At 62.0% G+C, this 18,071-nt stretch carries 17 protein-coding genes; 7 read left to right on the top strand and 10 right to left on the bottom strand.

Annotated elements, in window-relative coordinates; translation table 11 throughout:
- Positions 1 to 11: 11 nt before the first annotated feature.
- From QLG12_RS08935 to cbiE, 10 genes are all read right to left on the bottom strand, one after another.
- Complete coding sequence (locus QLG12_RS08935; protein WP_282474334.1) at positions 12 to 2,138, bottom strand: TonB-dependent receptor; 2,127 nt, start codon at positions 2,136 to 2,138, stop codon at positions 12 to 14.
- A gap of 162 nt (positions 2,139 to 2,300) precedes the next feature.
- A complete protein-coding gene (locus tag QLG12_RS08930; RefSeq protein ID WP_197869882.1) occupies positions 2,301 to 3,680 on the bottom strand; it encodes a PepSY domain-containing protein in 1,380 nt (459 codons plus the stop codon).
- A gap of 80 nt (positions 3,681 to 3,760) precedes the next feature.
- Complete coding sequence (locus QLG12_RS08925) at positions 3,761 to 5,881, bottom strand: TonB-dependent copper receptor (protein ID WP_282474333.1); 2,121 nt, start codon at positions 5,879 to 5,881, stop codon at positions 3,761 to 3,763.
- Between the two features lie 84 nt (positions 5,882 to 5,965).
- Positions 5,966 to 6,412, bottom strand: a complete 447-nt coding sequence (locus QLG12_RS08920) for a DUF2946 domain-containing protein (RefSeq protein WP_282474332.1) — start codon at positions 6,410 to 6,412, stop codon at positions 5,966 to 5,968.
- A gap of 21 nt (positions 6,413 to 6,433) precedes the next feature.
- Entirely contained in the window at positions 6,434 to 6,913 is a 480-nt protein-coding gene (locus QLG12_RS08915; RefSeq protein WP_282474331.1) for a copper chaperone PCu(A)C, read from the bottom strand.
- 48 nt (positions 6,914 to 6,961) lie between these two features.
- Entirely contained in the window at positions 6,962 to 7,363 is a 402-nt protein-coding gene (locus QLG12_RS08910; RefSeq protein WP_282474330.1) for a DUF2946 domain-containing protein, read from the bottom strand.
- Positions 7,364 to 7,410: 47 nt separating this feature from the next.
- Entirely contained in the window at positions 7,411 to 7,722 is a 312-nt protein-coding gene (locus QLG12_RS08905; RefSeq protein ID WP_197869877.1) for a hypothetical protein, read from the bottom strand.
- Positions 7,723 to 7,850: 128 nt separating this feature from the next.
- Positions 7,851 to 8,579 carry a cobalt-precorrin-6A reductase gene (locus QLG12_RS08900; protein WP_282474329.1) on the bottom strand — a complete coding sequence of 243 codons (729 nt, stop codon included), beginning with the start codon at positions 8,577 to 8,579 and terminating at the stop codon, positions 7,851 to 7,853.
- Positions 8,576 to 9,673, bottom strand: a complete 1,098-nt coding sequence (locus QLG12_RS08895; protein ID WP_236194657.1) for a cobalt-precorrin-5B (C(1))-methyltransferase — start codon at positions 9,671 to 9,673, stop codon at positions 8,576 to 8,578. The genes QLG12_RS08900 and QLG12_RS08895 overlap by 4 nt, the downstream gene beginning before the upstream one ends.
- Positions 9,666 to 10,877 carry a precorrin-6y C5,15-methyltransferase (decarboxylating) subunit CbiE gene (gene cbiE / locus QLG12_RS08890; RefSeq protein WP_282474328.1) on the bottom strand — a complete coding sequence of 404 codons (1,212 nt, stop codon included), beginning with the start codon at positions 10,875 to 10,877 and terminating at the stop codon, positions 9,666 to 9,668. Before cbiE ends, QLG12_RS08895 begins: the two co-directional genes overlap by 8 nt.
- Before the next feature lie 221 nt (positions 10,878 to 11,098).
- On the opposite strand from cbiE, the gene QLG12_RS08885 reads away from it, so the two are divergent.
- The 7 genes from QLG12_RS08885 (at position 11,099) to cobJ (ending at position 17,953) form a co-directional block, all read left to right on the top strand.
- Entirely contained in the window at positions 11,099 to 11,770 is a 672-nt protein-coding gene (locus QLG12_RS08885) for a hypothetical protein (RefSeq protein WP_197869873.1), read from the top strand.
- Between the two features lie 119 nt (positions 11,771 to 11,889).
- Positions 11,890 to 12,726, top strand: coding sequence for a hypothetical protein (locus QLG12_RS08880; protein WP_282474327.1), 837 nt, complete (start codon positions 11,890 to 11,892; stop codon positions 12,724 to 12,726).
- A gap of 53 nt (positions 12,727 to 12,779) precedes the next feature.
- The gene (locus tag QLG12_RS08875; protein WP_197869871.1) at positions 12,780 to 13,442 is read left to right on the top strand and encodes a hypothetical protein; all 663 of its coding nucleotides are present in this window, start codon (positions 12,780 to 12,782) and stop codon (positions 13,440 to 13,442) included.
- A 159-nt stretch (positions 13,443 to 13,601) separates the two neighbouring features.
- On the top strand, positions 13,602 to 14,900 hold the full coding sequence (gene cobG / locus QLG12_RS08870; RefSeq protein ID WP_197869870.1) for a precorrin-3B synthase: 1,299 nt from the start codon (positions 13,602 to 13,604) through the stop codon (positions 14,898 to 14,900).
- On the top strand, positions 14,893 to 15,519 hold the full coding sequence (locus tag QLG12_RS08865) for a precorrin-8X methylmutase (protein ID WP_282474326.1): 627 nt from the start codon (positions 14,893 to 14,895) through the stop codon (positions 15,517 to 15,519). The genes cobG and QLG12_RS08865 overlap by 8 nt, the downstream gene beginning before the upstream one ends.
- Entirely contained in the window at positions 15,519 to 16,250 is a 732-nt protein-coding gene (locus tag QLG12_RS08860) for a precorrin-2 C(20)-methyltransferase (protein ID WP_197869924.1), read from the top strand. The genes QLG12_RS08865 and QLG12_RS08860 overlap by 1 nt, the downstream gene beginning before the upstream one ends.
- Positions 16,250 to 17,953: a precorrin-3B C(17)-methyltransferase gene (gene cobJ, locus QLG12_RS08855; RefSeq protein WP_197869868.1), complete on the top strand. Its 1,704-nt coding sequence runs from the start codon at positions 16,250 to 16,252 to the stop codon at positions 17,951 to 17,953. The genes QLG12_RS08860 and cobJ overlap by 1 nt, the downstream gene beginning before the upstream one ends.
- Positions 17,954 to 18,071: the final 118 nt, after the last annotated feature.

Raw genomic sequence — 18,071 nt, 5'->3', positions numbered from 1 at the left:
TCGTTCCTGTTCTAGAAGGTGTAGTCAGCGGTGACAAAGAACGAACGAGGCTCACCCAGAATCCACTGCTGGCCCTCATTGTATTGGCTTTGCGCGTACGTCCGGTCAAACAGATTGTTCACCTGCAATCCCAGCGTGGTGTTGCGCAGGGCTTTCCACGACAGCGTCGCATCGACCACCGTGTAGCTCGGCAGCTCGTTGCGGTTGGCCATGTCGGCGTAGCGCGCATCGACATAACGCACGCCGGCGCCGGCTTTCAGGTCCTCGGTCAGCGCCTTGCTCAGCCAAAGATTGGCGGTGCGGCGTGGCACATCCACCGGGCGATTGCCATTGCGCGACACCGGCACGCCACCGACCACTTCTTCGAAATCGTCGTATTTGGCTTTGACGATCGTCGCGTTGGCTTGCAACTGCCAGGCGTGTGGCAGTTGCAGATCGAGGCTGGCCTCCAAACCGTTCGACGATTGCTGGCCGACCTGCTGCTTGAGCGTCGGATGGCCCGGATCATCGGTCAGCAGTTTCTTCTTCACGATGCGATACGCCGCCAGCGTGAACTCGCCGCGCTGATCCCAGAACAGCTGCTTCAAGCCGATCTCGGTCTGCCGCGCGGTGGACAGGTCATATTGCTGCTGGCTCGGGCTCAGGGAAATCAGACCACCGATGCCGTCGGTGCTGGTGGCGACCTGGCCGTAGAGCGAGGTGTCCTGCGTCAGCGCGAACACCAGGCCGGCCTTCCAGTTGTTGCCGGTCAGGGTCTTGTCGCTCTGGCTGCCATCGACCAGGTTGTTGCGATCCACGTGCACGTAGTCGCGGCGCACACCGGTCACCAGCGACCAGCGCTCGCTGAGTTGCGTGCGGTTTTCGGCGAACACCGACATCTGTCTGGTGGTGCTGTCGAACTGATCGCGATACGGATCGGCGCTCTCGAAATAGCCGGTTTGCGGGTGATAGCGATCCAGCGCCTGGCCGTTGGGCAACACGTCGTTGAACGGCGAGTTGCTGTCGAGCTGGAAGCGGATGCGGTTGTAGTCGACCCCGGTCACGGTCTGGCTGTCGAGGCCGAACAGCGAATGCTTGAAGGTGAAGGTCTGTCGGTCGCCGACCTGCTCCTGTTTGTGGCCGATGCCAAAGTAACCACTGCGGCTGAGCTGCTGGCTGTCGGCGTCGAAGTTGTAGTTCTCGGCGTTCTGCCAGCGGCGCTGGGCCTTGAGGTAGTACAGCTCGTTGCTGGCGCTGACTGCATTGTTGATCTGCCAATCCGTGGTCAGGCGCGTCCATTGATCGTTGTAGTGCTGCTGGTCGTCACGCACGTTGTAGTTCTTGTTGCGCAGGCTGTCTTTCAACTGGCCGTTGATCAGCGGCGTGCCGAAGTAGTTTTGCGGGCGCTGATCGCCGTAATCGTGGGCGAGGGTGAAGGTCAGATCGTCGGTGGCCTGCCAGCGCAGGGCGGCGCTGATGAAGTCGCTGGACGAGTCGCCGCGATCGACCCAACCGTTGCTGCGCAGGCGATTGAGGTTGAGGCGATAGCTCAGGGTGTCGGTCAGCGAACCGCCGCTGTCGAACGCCTGTTGCTGGCGGTCGAACGAGCCGTAGCCGACCCGCACATGGTTTTCGATTTCGCCTTCGAACGGCTTCTTCGGGATCACGTTGACCACCGCGCCGGTCGCGCCTTCGCCGTACAGCACCGAGGCCGGGCCGCGCAGCACGTCGACGCGCTCCACTGACCAGGTGTCGACCGGAAACGTCACGGTGCCCATGCCGGTGTACATGCGGTTGCCGTCATACAACTGCATCACCGAACTCTGCCCGGTAAAACCCCGGGCCTGCAACGAGGTGCCGCCATCGCCCGGCGTGCCTGTGCGGCTGATGCCGGTGCTGCGCGACACCGCGTCCTGCACGCTGCGATCGCCACGGGCACGGACTTGTTCGCCACTGAGGCTTTCGACGCTGGCCGGGGTTTCCATCGCGCTGAGGTTCAGGCGCGAGCCGGCGCTGGTCGGCGTGTTCAGGCTGACGGTCTGGTCGTCATTGGCCGGGGCGGTGATGGTGCCGGTGGGCAGCGTCAGCGGGGCGTTGTCGGCGTGGGCGCTGTGGTTCAGGGCGAACAGACAGAGGCTGGACAAGAGGTACTTGTTCATCGGGACGGTGAATCACTTCTTCAAAAGAAAAGCCCGCAGGCTCATGACAATGCATGGCTGCGGGCAGAGCAGCAAATTTGCGTTATACAGTAACACTAAAAATTGCCGGAGTTTAAGCCCCGGCAGTTTAAAGATCTGTCTGGATCGCGCATCTCGCGAGATTCACGATGAAGTTGAGGCAGATTCAGTTTGCCGGCCCAGACGCGACAACAGCAGCCGATCCAGCAACCACACCACCACCAGCGAAGCCCCCACCAGCGGAAACACCACCGCGAGCACGAGCATGATCGCCACCCCGGTTTTCCACTTCGGCAGATCGTGGCGCAGCGGCGGCACGCCGAACTTGCCCTGTGGTCGACGCTTCCACCAGATCACCACGCCGCTGACGGCGCTGAGCAGGATCATCAGGCAGATCAGCAGCACGATGATCTGGTTGAAGGTGCCGAACATCTTGCCTTCGTGGAGCATCACGCCGATCTCGGTGGCCCGGGCAACCGCGCCGTACTGCTCGAAACGCACATCGGCCAACACCTTGCCGGTGTACTGATCGATGTGCAGGGTCGCGTCGTTGCGTGGGTCGTCGGCGAACACGGCGATGGTGAACACGCCGGTGGCGGTGGTCGGCATTGTGATGCTGTAGCCCGGCTCGACCTGGCGCTTGATGGCGATGTTCTGCACGTCCTGCAGGCGGATGGTTGGCGCGGCGGGGCCGTGTTGCATGCTGCCGTGGGCCATGTGTTCGGCATGGTCGCCGGACATCGGCATCGGGGTGTTTTCCATCGCCCAGGGTACGGTCTGGCGCGCGGCGTTGTTGAGGCTGCCGGCCTCGACGTTGGAGGTCGGCACGTTGTTCCACATCGCCGCCGGGAACACGTTCCACACCTGGGCGTACTGCTTGCCCCAGAAACCGGTCCAGGTCATGCCGCTGAGCAGCATCACCAGCAGCAACCCGGCGCCCCAGAATCCGGTAACGGCATGCAGGTCACGCCACAGCACGCGGCCGCGACTGTTCAAACGTGGCCACAGAATCCCCGCGGCCTGACCTCGCGGCCACCACAGGAAAACCCCGGACACCACCAACACCACGCCCCAGCCGGCGGCCATTTCGATCAGTCGGTCACCGACGGTGCCGATCATCAGTTCGCCGTGAATCGCCCGGGCGATGGCTTGCAGGTTCTGCCTGGCATCCTGCTCGCCAAGGATGTCGCCGTGGTACGGATCGACGAACACGTTCAGCTCATGGCCGGCATTCTTCACCACGAATTGCGCGCTGCGCTCGGCGTTCGCGGGTGGCAGGTACTGGGTGACCTGGCCTTGTGGATAAGCGCTTTTGACCTTTTGCAGCAAGTCATCGGCCGGCACGCTGTGATGCCCGGCGGGGACGTTCAGCAGGCTGCTGTACATCAGCGAATCGAGTTGCGGCTTGAACAGGTAAATGATGCCGGTCAGGGCCAGCATCACCATGAATGGCGCGACGAACAATCCGGCATAGAAATGCCAACGCCAGGCCAGGTTGTAGAAATTCGGTTTGGGCTGTTTCATCACGAGTGCTCCGCTTGGCTTGGATTTTCTAGTTGTCTGTTGTCACTCGCTCCCTCAAGGGGAGCGAGTGCCCTTGAGGGTTAGAAACTCATGTCCACCTTGGTCCAGAGCGTGCGCCCCGGCTCGTTGATGGCTTGCGGGTCGTTGGCCGGATAGCCGAACCCGGCGTTGCCCGCCAGGTTCAGGTGTTCCGCGTAAGCCTTGCCGAACAGGTTGTCGACGCCGGTACTGACCTTCCAGTTCTTGTTGATCCGGTAGGCACCGTTGAGCGAGAACACGCCGAAGCCCGAACTCTTGTCGTAATCCTTGCCGACCACGTTGCCCTTGTTCTGGTCGATACGGTTTTGCGCGGCAACCACCCTCCACAGTGCGCCGGCACTCCAGTTGTCTTCGCTGTAGGTCAGGCCGAAGCGCGCATCCAGCGGCGGCATCTGCGGCAGGGCCTTGCCGTCGCTGCTGTTCTTGCCCCAGGCGTAGGCCAGGGTCGCATCGGCTTTCCAGTGGTCGGTGAGTTTGTAGGCGGCACCGAGTTCACCGCCCATGATCCGCGCGTCGATGTTCTCGGCGCGGGAAGTGCTCATGCCCATCATCGTCGGGGTGTAGTCGAACAGGATGTAGTCGCGCACCACGCCGATGTAGCCCGAGGCCCAGGCTTCGAGGTCGGCGCTCTTGTAGTTCACGCCGAAGTCGAACTGAGTAGTCTTTTCCGGTTTGATCGAATCGAAGGCATTGACCGAGCCCGCCGGGCCGGACTTGGGCGAAAACAGCTCCCAGTAATCCGGAAAACGTTGCGCGTGGCCGAGGCCGGCGTAGAGCGTGGTCGGGCTGTCGGCCAGGTCATGTTCGTAACGGATAAAGCCGCTGGGCAAGGTGTCGGCGCGGGTTTCGTCGGCAGTTGGATTGGGCCGGGACATCATTCCCGAGCCGATGCTCTGCCGGTAGTCCTTGGCCGAGGCACGGTCGATCCGGGCTCCGGTAATGAGGCGATCACGGTCGGCGGCGTACCACGTCAGTTCGCTGAACACCCCGTAGTTATGGAAGTCGGCGTCCTTGGTGTACGGCTGATCCTTGTAGGTATCGATGCCCATGCCGCTGCGCTGCCGGTGTTCGTTGGTCTGCGCATCGAGGCCGGTGATCAGCTGGATGTCGGCCCAGCGCCAGGTGGCCTTGATCCGTGCGCCGAGGGTGCGGCGGTCGACGTTGGACGCCATGGGACCTGCCATCATCCCTGTGCCGGACGGCGTGCGCAGGGTGTAGTTGTCCATCACGTGGTCGGCGTAGTTGTAGTAGACCTGCGCTTCGAGCTTCTCCAGCACGTCGCTGATGTTGGATTTCTCGAAACGCAGACCGAGGCTTTCGCGCAGGAATTGCGAGCCGTCCATGCCGCGTCCGGCGTAGCGTGCTTCGCCGTCGCCTTTGCCGGCGGTGAGTTCGATCAGGGTGTCGGCGTCCGGGGTCCAACCCAGCGCTACATCGCCGTTCCACTTGTCATAGCGCGAGGCAACAATGTCGTTGTTGCCGTCGCGGTAGTCGTCGGAGTGCGCGGTGTTGCCGATCACCCGCACGTAGCCCAGCGGTCCGCCGGCCGCCGCATCGACGACTTTGTCGAAGCGCCCGTTGGAGCCGGCCAGCACGCTGGCATTCACCCGGGTGCCGAGTTCGCCGAAGCTTTCAGGCTCGCGGTCGAACAGGATCGTGCCGGCGGATGCGCCCGGTCCGTAGAGCACGGTTTGCGGGCCTTTGATCACGGTGAGTTTGTCGTAGGTCTCGGGCGAGATATACGAGGTCGGCGCGTCCATCCGGCCGGGGCAGGCGCCGAGCATCATGCTGCCGTTGGTGAGGATGTTCAGGCGCGAACCGAACATGCCGCGCAGCACCGGATCACCGTTAGTGCCGCCGTTGCGCACCAGGGCGAAGCCGGGAATGGTCTTCAGGTAGTCGCCGCCGTCGCTGGCCGGGACTGGTTGGCGCGGGTCTTTCGGGTTGGTGACGATGGTCAGCGGCGAGCTCGGGGCGATGGCGGTGATCACCGTCGGGCTCAGCTCATCAGCGTGGCCGGCGTGTTCGTCGGCGTGGACCAGCGGGGACAGCAGGACGCCGCAAAGGACGGCGGTAGCGTGCCTGAAACGAACGCGGGATTCGTTCAGGGCAAAGGACGCCGGGGCAGAGCCCGGGCGTGGGACAGCAGAAAACCTGTACATGACAATTTCCATCAAACAGTCGTAAACGACACGGCCGGCAGCCTGAAGCTGTCTTCTCAACCGTGTGCAATCAGAGGTGGTTGTTTACGCTGCGACGGGCGGGGCGCGGGTGCGGGCGCCGGGGAAGAAGGTCTGCCGGGCATGGCCCAGACGCGGGGAGGGTGGGGTGAAGGTGTTGACGTGGGGAATGCTGAAGGTGGCGAAACTGCCACCGCCGGTCAGCGCCGGGCAGTTGAACAGCAGGCTGCAATAACCGCACTTTTCCCACAGAACGTGGTGCGAAGATTGCGGCGGGCAGTGTTCGGCCGAGGGTTTTGCTTCATGCGTGGAGTGATCCATGCCCGCCATGTCCATCGACATGTCCATGCTCGATGGCATCGAAGTCGAGGCGTGCTGATCCATCGGCATCGACTGGGAAATCAGCGGGCCGATGAAGATCATCAACATGGCGAACAGGGCGATCCAGCTGCCGCGGGTCAGGTGTTCAGTCTGACGGCGTTGCAGGGAGGGCCTGGCGCTCAGGGGGCGCATGGGCGGAGTCTGCCGGAACGGTTACTGGGCGTGCGCGTGTTCCGGCATGTCTTGCGGTGGCTTTTTCTGCACGGCGACTTCGACGGTCACGTCACCGGCCTTTTCAAAGTGCAGGGTCAGCGGGAAGCGCTTGCCATCGGTCAATAGACTGCGGTCGGTCGGATTCATCAGCATTACGTGATAGGCCATCGGCGCGAAGGTCACGCTTCCACCGGCCGGGATGGCCACGTTCGGCACCTGTTGCATCTTCATCAGATCGCCCTGCATCACGTGCTCGTGCAATTCGGCCGTCGGGGCGATGGGCGAGTCGACGCTGAGCAGACGGTCAGCGGTTTTGCCGCCGTTGTGAATGATGAAATACGCGGCAATGGTCGGCGCGTTCGGCGGCAGTTCCTGCGACCACGGATGGGCGATTTCCAGCTCGCCGGCCTTGTATTCGTGGGCATGGGCGAAGCACGCAGGCAACAACAGCGCAGCGATGACGATGAATTTGTTCAACATGGCAGTTCTCCAGAACGATTTGAAACGCAGGTCAAATGCGGGAACAAATCAAACCAGAGGAGAGGCGCGGGGATTGAGACTCGGCCATTGCTGGCGCGGTGTCGGGGCTTGCGGCAAGGCGGGCGCCACGCTGCGATTGCTTTCGTATTGAGCGAAATACAGCTGCGGCGAATGCCCCGGCAACGCCACCACCGGCGCCGATCCGGAGCAGCACCAGCAGTGCTGCATGGTCGAATGATGGTCACCGCTTTGCGGCGCCTTCTGATCGAGGCTGCCGATGTCGATCGCCACCATCTTCGTCCCGCTGCCGGTGCAGAAACTGCTCCACAGCAACTGCTCGGCCGGCGTCTGCGCCGCCTGCGCCATCGATCCCGTCAACGGCATGGCGAGCATGTTGAACAGCACTGCGAAGCAGGCGATCCAGGCAAATGCGAGCCGGTGTCGGTTCATGGGACAGATCCGTAGGGTGGGCGATCAGGCGCGGCTATTTAGCCTGATCAGGGCCGATAAGTAAAAAAGCGTCGTGCGGTTTGGTGTCGCAGCGCTACATGCAATTGTGCGAGTAGCATGCTTGCCAGTTCCGTCTCGCCGTTATGAAAGAGTGTAGCGGCTTCGATTTGCAATGCCTGTGCGAAATCCGGATCAGATTGAATTCTCAATCGGATGGTCTGCTCATAGTCTCGGAGCGCCACGCGGTTGAATCGTCCATCGCCTGAGTCCAGTTCCGAACATGCCTTGACGTAGTGCACCAGTTCAGCAGGCGTGTGGAGAAAGTCCTTGATGTCGAAGCGGGTGAATTTTCCGGTCATTGGAACGTGCTCACAAATTCGATGAAACGCTAAACGTAAGCCTGGGCCGCTCGTGCAGATAGTCAGCGATTCTTTAAGTTCTTGTGGGCAGTGTCCTAGCACTCAGTAGGACTTGAGCTTTTTGTTTTTCACGGTCGGACTCCGGCTGCGAGGGCAGCGATGGCGTCAGCAACCGTCCAAAACTCCCGATCAACCCTCGCCAACACCGGCCGCTTCAACACCATCACCGGAACCCCAAGCGCCCTCGCCACTTCCAGTTTCGGCTCGGTTGCGGCGCTGCCGCTGTTCTTGCTGATCAGCACGTCGATCTGCCGGCGTTCGAACAACGCTCGCTCGTCCTCCAGCAGAAACGGCCCACGGGCGCCGATGACTTCGCAGCGTTCGTTGCCGGGGTAGACGTCGAGGGCGCGCAGGGTCCAGAACTGGTGCGCGGGGATTTCATCGAGGTGTTGCAGCGGTTCGCGGCCAAGGGTGAACAGGGGGCGGCGGAAGGGGTCGAGGGCGGTGATCAGTTCGGCCCAGTCGGCGACTTCGCGCCAGTCATCGCCCGGTTGCGGTTGCCACGCCGGGCGGCGCAAGGCCCAGCAGGGGATGCCGGTGAGTTGCGCAGCAGTGGCGGCGTTGTAGCTGATTTGCGCGGCGTAGGGATGGGTCGCGTCGAGCAAAAGTGTGATGCCTTCGTCGAGAATGAACTGCGCCAGACCTTCGGCGCCACCGTAGCCGCCGACGCGCACCTGACACGTCAGATCGGTCGGCACCCGGCCGACGCCAGCCAGGCTGTAAATGTGTTCCGGTCCCAAAGTGCGCGCGATGGCCAGCGCTTCAGTCACGCCGCCGAGCAACAGAATCCGCTTCATACAAAAGCCCCCGCATGGCCGACGATGCCGCCCTGACGATCAATCGCAAACACTTCGACCTGGACCTGAGCCGGCACCACGCTGCGGGCGAATTCCAGAGCGTGGCGGCAGACCTCATCACCCAGGGCAACACCCGCCGCACTGGCCATCGCCAACGCCTGCTGACTGGTGTTCGCCCCGCGAATGGCTTGCTGCAGCGCATCGTCGGCGCCAATCGCCGCCGCCCAGGCGGCCAGTTGCGGCAGGTCGATGCTCGAATGACGCGAGTGCAGGTCCATGTGCCCGGCCGCCAGTTTGCTGATCTTGCCGAAGCCGCCGCACAGGCTGAGTTTATCCACAGGTACTTTGCGCAGGTGCTTGAGCACCGCGCCGACGAAGTCGCCCATTTCGATCAGGGCAATTTCCGGCAGGTTGTAGACCCGGCGCATGGTGTCTTCGCTGGCATTGCCGGTGCAGGCGGCGATGTGCAGGAAGCCGTTGGTTTTCGCCACGTCGATGCCTTGGTGGATCGAAGCGATGTACGCCGCGCAGGAAAACGGCCGGACGATGCCGCTGGTGCCGAGGATCGACAGCCCGCCTAGAATTCCCAGGCGCGGGTTCATGGTTTTCAATGCCAACGCTTCGCCGCCCTCGACATTCACCGTCACCTCGAAGCCACCGCGATAGCCGGTTTCTTCGGCCAGCAAAGTCAGGTGATCGCTGATCATCTTGCGCGGCACCGGGTTGATCGCCGGTTCGCCGACGGCCAGCACCAGTCCCGGTCGAGTCACTGTGCCGACGCCTTTGCCGGCGATGAAGCGGATTCCCGGTTCGGTGATCAGTTGCACTTGCGAATAGAGCAGGGCGCCGTGAGTCACGTCCGGATCATCGCCCGCATCTTTGATCGTCCCGGCTTCCGCGCCGTCTTCGGTCAGCCGACAGAACTCCAGACGCATCTGCACCTGCTTGCCCTTGGGCAACACGATCTGCACGGCGTCCGCCACCACTCCGCCGAGCAGCAGGCGGGCAGCAGCGAGGCTGGTGGCTGTGGCGCAGCTGCCGGTGGTCAGGCCGCTGCGCAGGGGCGCGGGTTGTTCGGCGGTTTCGTCACGCATCAAGGGGTTTGACCAGATCGAGCAGGGTGATGGGCAATGCCTGGCGCCAGGTGTCGAACTCGCCCAGCGGCTGCGCCTGGGCGATGTGGATGCGGGTCAGTTCGCCGCCGTGGCGTTCGCGCCAGTTCATCAAGGTCATTTCGCTTTGCAGGGTCACAGCGTTGGCGACCAGTCGGCCACCGGGTTTGAGTTGTTCCCAGCAGGTTTCCAGCACACCTTCGCGGGTCACGCCGCCGCCGATGAAAATCGCGTCCGGTGGCTCCAGCCCGGCGAGAGCTTGCGGGGCGCTGCCACGAATCAGTTGCAGGCCGGGAACACCCAGCGCATCGCGGTTGTGTTCGATCAGCTGCTGGCGACCCTCGTCAGCCTCGATGGCCAGTGCGCGACAGCTCGGGTGCGCGCGCATCCACTCGATGCCGATCGAGCCGCTGCCGGCGCCGACGTCCCACAGCAGTTCGCCCGGTGTCGGGGCGAGGCGGGCGAGGGTGATGGCGCGCACGTCACGCTTGGTCAGTTGGCCCTCGTGCCGGAAGGCCGAGTCCGGCAGCCCGGCGAGGCGCGACAGGCGCGGAGTGTCTGGATCTGCGAGGCATTCGATGGCGATCACGTTGAGGTCGGCAATGCGCGGATCGTTCCAGTCGTTGGCGGTGCCGTCGATCCGGCGTTCGACGCTGCCGCCCAGATGCTCCAGGACGCTCAGGCGACTGGCGCCGAATCCGCGCTCGCGCAGCAATGCCGCAACGGCGGCCGGGCTCTGACCGTCATTGCTCAGCAACAACAGGCGCACGCCGCCAAACAGTTGCACGTTGAGGGCCGCCAGCGGGCGAGCCACCAGCGACAGCACGCTGACGTCCTGCAACGGCCAGCCCAGTCGGGCCGCCGCCAGCGAGCAGGACGACGGGGCCGGCAGGACCAGCATCTCGGCCTCCGGAACCTGACGCGCCAGACTCGCGCCAACGCCGTAGAACATCGGATCACCGCTGGCCAGCACACACACCGCTTCGCCGCGACGCTCGAGCACCGGGGCCAGGGAAAACGGGCTCGGCCACAACTGGCGCTCGCCACGGATGCACACCGGCAACAGATCCAGCTGACGCTGACCGCCGATGATCCGCGAGGCGCTCATCAAGGCGCGCCGGGCATTTTTGCCAAGACCTTTGAAGCCGTCTTCGGCAATGCCTACAACCGTCAGCCAAGGGGTCATGCCATTCCTCATTACTTGTCCATCGTCAGTGGGCGACATGATAACGCGACTCCCGCGAAATGACTGCTGCGCATTTTGAACAGCCTGGAAGACATCTAATGTTTATGTTGTTTTTTCTCAGGTTGTTTTTTTGTTGATAAGTTTTGTTTGTAGTTGGTATGGGTTTGTTAGAGATGACTTGTTGTTCTGGATAGTGATTTTTATAAGGGAATTAATGACGCATGGAAATGCTTGATAATGTTTTGCCACAAGCCGCTGACATTGCCGAAGAAAGCAGCTCGGTTGTCGCGGGAAATAGCTTGCTCACTTTTTTTTCCGGAGTGAGCCGTGAAGATGAACGTTTTATCAAGGACAGCATGCGCTGGGCCGAGTATCAGGCCGACCAGCGCGTGAACAGAAGGCAGGCTCCGGGCTTCTGGTTCGAGTATTACTCCGCATCGCTTCAGCGGCTTGGCTGGGAGCTGGGTGAACCGGTGCGGGTTGCCGGTCGGGAGTTTGAGGGCGACTTTCTGGATGCCTGGTCAAAATCGATGGAACGGCTGCTGAGTAGTGGAAGGCGACAGCAGATGAAAAAAACCTTCCAGTTGCTGGAACACAATCCGGCGGGTTTTGATTTGTTTGCGGACAGTGTCCGGGAATGGAATGACTTTGTATTTTCACCGGCCTATTACAATTACTATAAACATCTTGAAATAGTGATCAGTCATGTCGGGTTGCTCGACGCCCAGTGGACGAAAAGGTATTTGTTCTGGGATGTCGAATATTCCAGGTCGCAACTGGAAGTCTATGCGCGACGGTTCATGAATACGCCGAAAAACATGAATGCTCGGCGAGCAGAGTTGACTGAACTGGTTCGCGATATGCGGCGTAATGAGTTTGCACTGAGTCAGTGAGTTCGGTTTTTTGTCTGTGTTGAAATAAATTGAATGCAGTGAAAGTTGCTTGTTGGTGGAGTGAAAGTTAGTTTGAGTGTGCGCCACGGAGGCGCTTTTAATTTAAAGGAATGTGCATAATGAATGAAGTAATTGCTAAGAATGACGAAGTGGTTGGTGAGACCTTATCTGCAGCTCAACGTATTGCTTTGATCGAAGAGTGTAACCAGCTGATCGCCGCACAGCCCGTTGCTCGCTCTGCGAAGTTGTCGCTGAATGCCAGTTTGCCAATCGACAAGGATGAACTTAACGCCGCCATTATGGGCACAGGCGTCGCCGGTTTCGATGAAAGTATGTCAAAGCGCAGCAAACGCATTGTGAAAAATACCTATATGTACGCTGATCTGGTTGCCTTGACCAAATACCCTTCCGCCAGCCAGAAGGAGAAACGCTACGAAGAATTCATGAGGCTCATGAAAGTAGCGGGCTGGTTTGCCTTCAACCAGCCTTACAATCGTTACAATGCAACTTCCCGGAAACTGACCATGGACAACGTTGCACTTAACATCCTCCATACCGCGGTGTCTTCGGCGGTGGGTCAGGGTGCGGCGGTCTTGAAGGTGCTCAAGGATGTGGCGGACTCCACGATGGAAGCGCTGAAAGATGTCCCTGAAGCGCTGGGGCTTTTTGAACGCAACGTTAAAAAAGCCGAGGGCGGCAACTTCTGTATGTCGAGTGCCCTGGAAAACAAAGACGGTACCATCACGATGGCCATCGCTGCGGTTCAGTATTTTGCCGCGGCGCAACCGACCAAGGTGCTGTTTGTCGAGTGGGCGACATCCAGCGTCAGCATCTACAACGGCTCCGCCACCATGACCATGGACGAAGAGGACTACTTGCTGGTCGAGCCATTGATTGTCAGGGCATTGACCGAGCAGCGTGAAAAAGCGCTCAGCTACGAGTTTGGCCAGGCCTGATGTTCATTGAAGCCAGAGGCCCGGTCCTCTGGCTTTCTTAAAAGGAGTTTTCGATGAATGCAGGTGCTGGTTTTAAAACCTTCGTATGCGCCGGTACGGTGGTGTTGGTCGCGGATGAGTTGTTGGCGTCGGACCGGTGCGATGGTCTGGATGCACTGCTTTATGCTCAACTGGTCGCTTCTCGCAAATGTCCTGACTTTGCCCAGGTCGACGCATGGAATCAGGCCAACAGGATCGCACTGAGAGTTACCGGTGCAATGTTGCTGGATAACCCGCAAGCCAGCCTGCCTGTGCCGATGCCGCGCAGTTTTACGCTCGCCGAGTTGACCCGGCGGATCCTTTATCAGTGGGTTCCCGCCGCGACCGATGAAGTCGTGGATCTCAGCCTGGATTCGCTGTTGAGCGAGGCATCGCCGACGCCGGCAACGGGCGTTCTGTTCGAGAACGCGTTGCATGAGGGCCGGTGGGTGCGGTTCGGACTCAGTCTTCTGTCTCGGGGGCTGGGGGTGTCGACGGTCTTCATCGCATTCGAAGTTGATGAAGTCATTGAAGGCAATCTCTGGTGTCATCGATTCAATACCGCAAACGTGCGGGGTAACGTTTCCATCGATAGTTACAAGGCACTGATCGATCCCGAAGATTACGTCTTTTCCCGGGCCAAAGTGATTGAGTTATTGGGGGCGCGGCGCCAGGAGCAGATCATCGCGTTAGCCTGAGAATTCGCGACAAGCTCCAGCGGTGGCGGTAGAAGATGCGACATGATCGGCTGTCCGACGGGCAGACTTTTCATGCAGTCAGGCAAAGCAGGCATAATGGCGACCTTTCGCCCATCACAGCACTGCCTGTCAGCCGGTCAGCCCTTGAACGAACGCCCGATGTCCAACGCCATACGCCCCTCGGCCTGTCCGGGGTTGCTGCGTATCGTCCAGGCGCTGGATGGCGGGATCTGCCGGATCAAGCTTGACGGTGGTTCGATCACGGCCGGTCAGGCCGATGCGCTGGCCAACGCTGCCGAGCGCTTTGCCGGCGGGGTGATCGAGGCGACCAACCGCGGCAATCTGCAGATCCGTGGTATCGGCGAGCAATCCGCCGCGCTGATCGACAGCCTGCTGGCCGCCGGTCTCGGGCCGCGAACCGCAGCCGGCGATGATGTGCGCAACCTGATGCTCAGCCCGGCTGCCGGTATTGACCGGCAGATGCGCTTCGATACTCGACCATTGTCCGGGCAGATCCTCGAGACCCTGCAAAGCCATCCGCGTTTCCATGAGCTGAGCGCCAAGTTCGCCGTGCAGCTGGATGGCGGAGAAGCGCTGGCGATGCTCGAACATCCCCATGATCTGTGGTTGTCGGCGTACCAGGAGTGCGACGACACGCTGTTGGCGTTCGGCCTGGCGGGTTGCCCGACGGATCGACCGCTGGCTGCCGTAGCGCTTGCCGACGGCCATGCGCTGGTGGTGGCGGTGTTGGAGTTGTTCCTCGAGCTGGCCCGGCCGGATCAGGCCCGGATGCGCCATCTGCTGGAAGAATGCCCGGCGCCGAAGTTTCTGGAAGTGCTCGGTCAGCGGATCAACCTCCAGGCTGCCAGAGATTGGCAGCGCGAAGCCGGATCAGAGGGTTTGCACCTCGGCATCCACGCTCAGCAGTTGCCCGGTCAGGTCTATGTCGGTGCCGCACCGGCGCTCGGTCGCCTCGACCCGGATACGCTGCGTGGTGTTGCGCAATTGGCCAGAACCTTCGGCGACGGCAGCCTGCGTTTCACCCCTTGGCAGAGTCTGTTGCTGCCCAATGTGCGGGAAACCGATGCGGTTCAAGTGCTCGACGAATTGGATACGCTGAACCTGCTGACCCGTGTCGAAGATCCTTTGGCGCGCCTGATCGCCTGCACCGGTGCCAACGGTTGCGGCAAAGGCCTGGCTGACACCAAACACGATGCCCGCCTGCTGGCTGCGCTGTTGCCCCACGCCGTGGATGTGCACCTGTCCGGCTGCTCGCGTTCCTGCGCCGCCGCGCATCGGGCTGCGGTGACGCTGCTGGCGGTCGGTCCCGGTCATTACGACCTCTATTTTCGCGATGCAGCACTGCCCGGTTTCGGCGCGCTGCACGCTCACAACCTTACTATCGAAGCGGCCGCGACCCTGCTCGCCGTCCGCTCACGGAGCCCCCTTGATGCTTGATTACATCCGCGACGGTCAGGAGATCTATCGCAACTCCTTCGCGATCATTCGCCGCGAGGCCAACCTCGCGCGCATCCCGGCCGACCTGGAAAAACTCGCGGTGCGGGTGATCCACGCCTGCGGCATGGTCGAGGCCATCGACGGGCTTCAGTTTTCCGAAGGCGCCGGCAAGGCCGGGCGCGATGCGCTGGCCGCCGGCGCGCCGATCCTGTGCGATGCGCGGATGGTTTCCGAGGGCGTGACCCGTGCGCGCCTGCCGGCCAACAACCAAGTGATCTGCACCCTGCGCGATGACAGCGTGCCGGGGCTGGCGCGCGAGCTGGGCAACACCCGCTCGGCAGCCGCTCTGGAGCTGTGGCGTCCGCATCTGGAAGGCAGCGTGGTGGTGATCGGCAACGCGCCGACCGCGCTGTTCTATCTGCTGGAAATGCTCGATGCCGGCGCCCCGAAACCGGCATTGATCCTCGGCTTCCCGGTGGGCTTCGTCGGCGCTGCCGAATCCAAGGCCGAGCTGGCAGCCAACAGCCGTGGCGTGCCGTTCGTGATCATGCAGGGCCGCCTGGGCGGCAGCGCCATGGCCGCCGCTGCGGTCAATGCCCTCGCCACGGAGATCGAATGATGCAGGCTCAAGGACGTTTGATTGGCCTGGGCGTCGGCCCCGGTGATCCGGAACTGATTACCGTCAAGGCCCTGCGCCTGCTGCGCGAATCTCCGGTGGTGGCGTACTTCGTGGCCAAGGGCAAGAAGGGCAACGCGTTCGGCATCATCGAAGCGCATCTGCAGGACGCGCAGAATCTGCTGCCGCTGGTGTACCCGGTGACCACCGAAGTGCTGCCGGCGCCGCTGTCCTACGAGCAAGTGATCAGCGACTTCTACGATGAGGCGGCAGAGGAAGTGGCGGCGCATCTGGAGGCCGGTCGAGATGTGGCGGTGATTTGCGAAGGTGATCCGTTCTTCTACGGCTCCTACATGTACCTGCACGATCGCCTGGCCAGCCGTTACGAAGCCGAAGTGGTGCCGGGCGTTTGCTCGATGCTCGGCGGCGCCTCGGTGCTGGGCGCGCCGCTGGTGTATCGCAATCAGAGCCTGTCGGTGCTGTCCGGCGTGTTGCCTCATGACGAGCTCAAGCGTCGTCTGGCCGATGCCGACGCGGCGGTGATCATGAAGCTGGGGCGCAACTTCCCGAAGGTGCGCGACGTGTTGGTGGAACTGGGCCTCGCCGAGCGTGCGCTGTATGTCGAGCGCGCGACCATGGCCAATCAGAAGATCGTGCCGCTGGATGAGGTCGAGCCGATGTCGTCGCCATACTTCTCGCTGATCATTGTTCCTGGCGAACGGTGGCAAGGCTGATGAACCATTCCACACCGGCCATCGTCATTCTCGGCCAGGGCGCGCTCGCTACGGCCCGTCGCCTTCAGCAGGTCTATCCGGGCGCAAAGATTCACGGGCTCAATGGACGCGTCGAAGGCGCGGACCTGACTTACAGCGAATTCGGCGCGACCCTGCGTGCGCTTTATCAACAGGACACGCCGATCATTGCCCTGTGCGCGGCCGGCATCGTCATCCGCACCCTGGCGCCGCTGCTACTGGAGAAAGGCAACGAGCCACCGGTGCTCGCCGTGGCTGAGGACGGCAGCGCCGTGGTGCCCCTGCTCGGTGGCCTCGGCGGAGTGAATGTCATGGCCCGCGAGATCGCGGCTGCGCTTGAAGTCGCAGCGGCGATCACCACCAGCGGCGAGTTGCGTTTCGGCACCTGCCTGCTCAACCCGCCCGGTGGTTATACCCTCGGCGATCTCGAGCAGGGCAAGCGTTTTGTCTCCGACCTGCTCGCCGGTCACAGCGTGCGCATCGACGGTGCTGCGCCGTGGCTTGAGCAGGCGCAACTGCCGGAAGATCCACGGGCGCAGCGCTCGATTCATGTGGGCAGCGCAGCCCGAGAAGCGAGCGCCAGTGAGTTGCTGATTTATCCACGCAGTGTGGCGGTGGCGGTCGGTGCCGATGTGGCCGATCTGCCGGATGCGATTCGCAACGCGCTGCAGCAGTCTGGTGTGGCGATTCAATCGCTGGCCTGTCTGGTGGCGGCGGACATTCAGATGGCCAGCCCGGCATTGCGAGAAGCCGCGCTTGAGCTGGGAGTGCCGCTGCGCTTTGTCGCGCCGGCGAGTGACATCGCTGAACTGTCTCGCAATGCAGTCCCTGATGCCCGGATCATCACCACATCCCATGACCTCGCCATCGCCGTGGCCGAACAACCGCTGGATGTTTCGCAGGTTGGCCGTCCGCGCGGACGTCTGGCCGTCATCGGTCTCGGGCCAGGTGCAGCCGAGTTGATGGTGCCGGCGGTAAAAGCCGAACTGGCCCGGGCCACCGACGTGCTGGGTTACGAAACCTACGTGCGCATGGCCGGCCCGTTTCGCGCCGATCAGGTGCAGCATTGCACCGACAACCGCGAAGAAATGCAGCGCGCCCGTCACGCCTTCAGGCTGGCCGCTCAGGGCCGATCGGTGATCGTCGTTTCCTCCGGCGATCCGGGCGTGTTCGCCATGGCGGCGGCGGTGCTCGAAGCGTTGCACGAGTCGACGGACCCGGCGTGGCACAGCGTCGATCTGGAAATCCTGCCGGGCGTGTCCGCCTCACTCGCCACCGCCGCTCAGGCCGGTGCACCGTTGGGTCACGACTTCTGCGTGATGTCACTGTCGGACAACCTCAAGCCGTGGTCGATCATTGAAAAACGGCTGGATCTGGCCGCCGAAGCGGATCTGGCGCTGGCGTTCTACAACCCGATCTCCCGCGCCCGTCCGTGGCAGCTGGGGCGAGCGCTGGAAATCGTTGCGCAGCACCGCGCGCCGCTGACGCCGGTGGTGCTGGGCCGCGATATCGGTCGGCCGGGGCAGACGTTGCGGGTGACGACGCTCGGCGCAGTGACGCCGGAGCAGGTGGACATGCGCACGATGGTGCTGATCGGTTCGTCCACGACCTGCACCTTCGCTCGTGCCGAAGGTGGCGAGTGGGTGTACACCCCACGTTGGTACGGTGAAAAGCCAATGGGCTGACGTCCGGCGCTTGCGCTCGCATACCTGCCGTACGCAAACAAGGCCGCGAACTTGATATTCGCGGCCTTGTTTTTTAAGTTGAGAATCTGTTTCGAAATACTGACTGTTTTTAAAGTGT

Origin of the sequence: Pseudomonas sp. V88_4, from assembly GCF_029967985.1 — a bacterium.
GTDB lineage: Bacteria > Pseudomonadota > Gammaproteobacteria > Pseudomonadales > Pseudomonadaceae > Aquipseudomonas > Aquipseudomonas glycinae.
The sequence above is the reverse complement of the archived record's forward strand: the minus strand, read 5'-3'. Positions and strand labels throughout refer to the sequence as shown.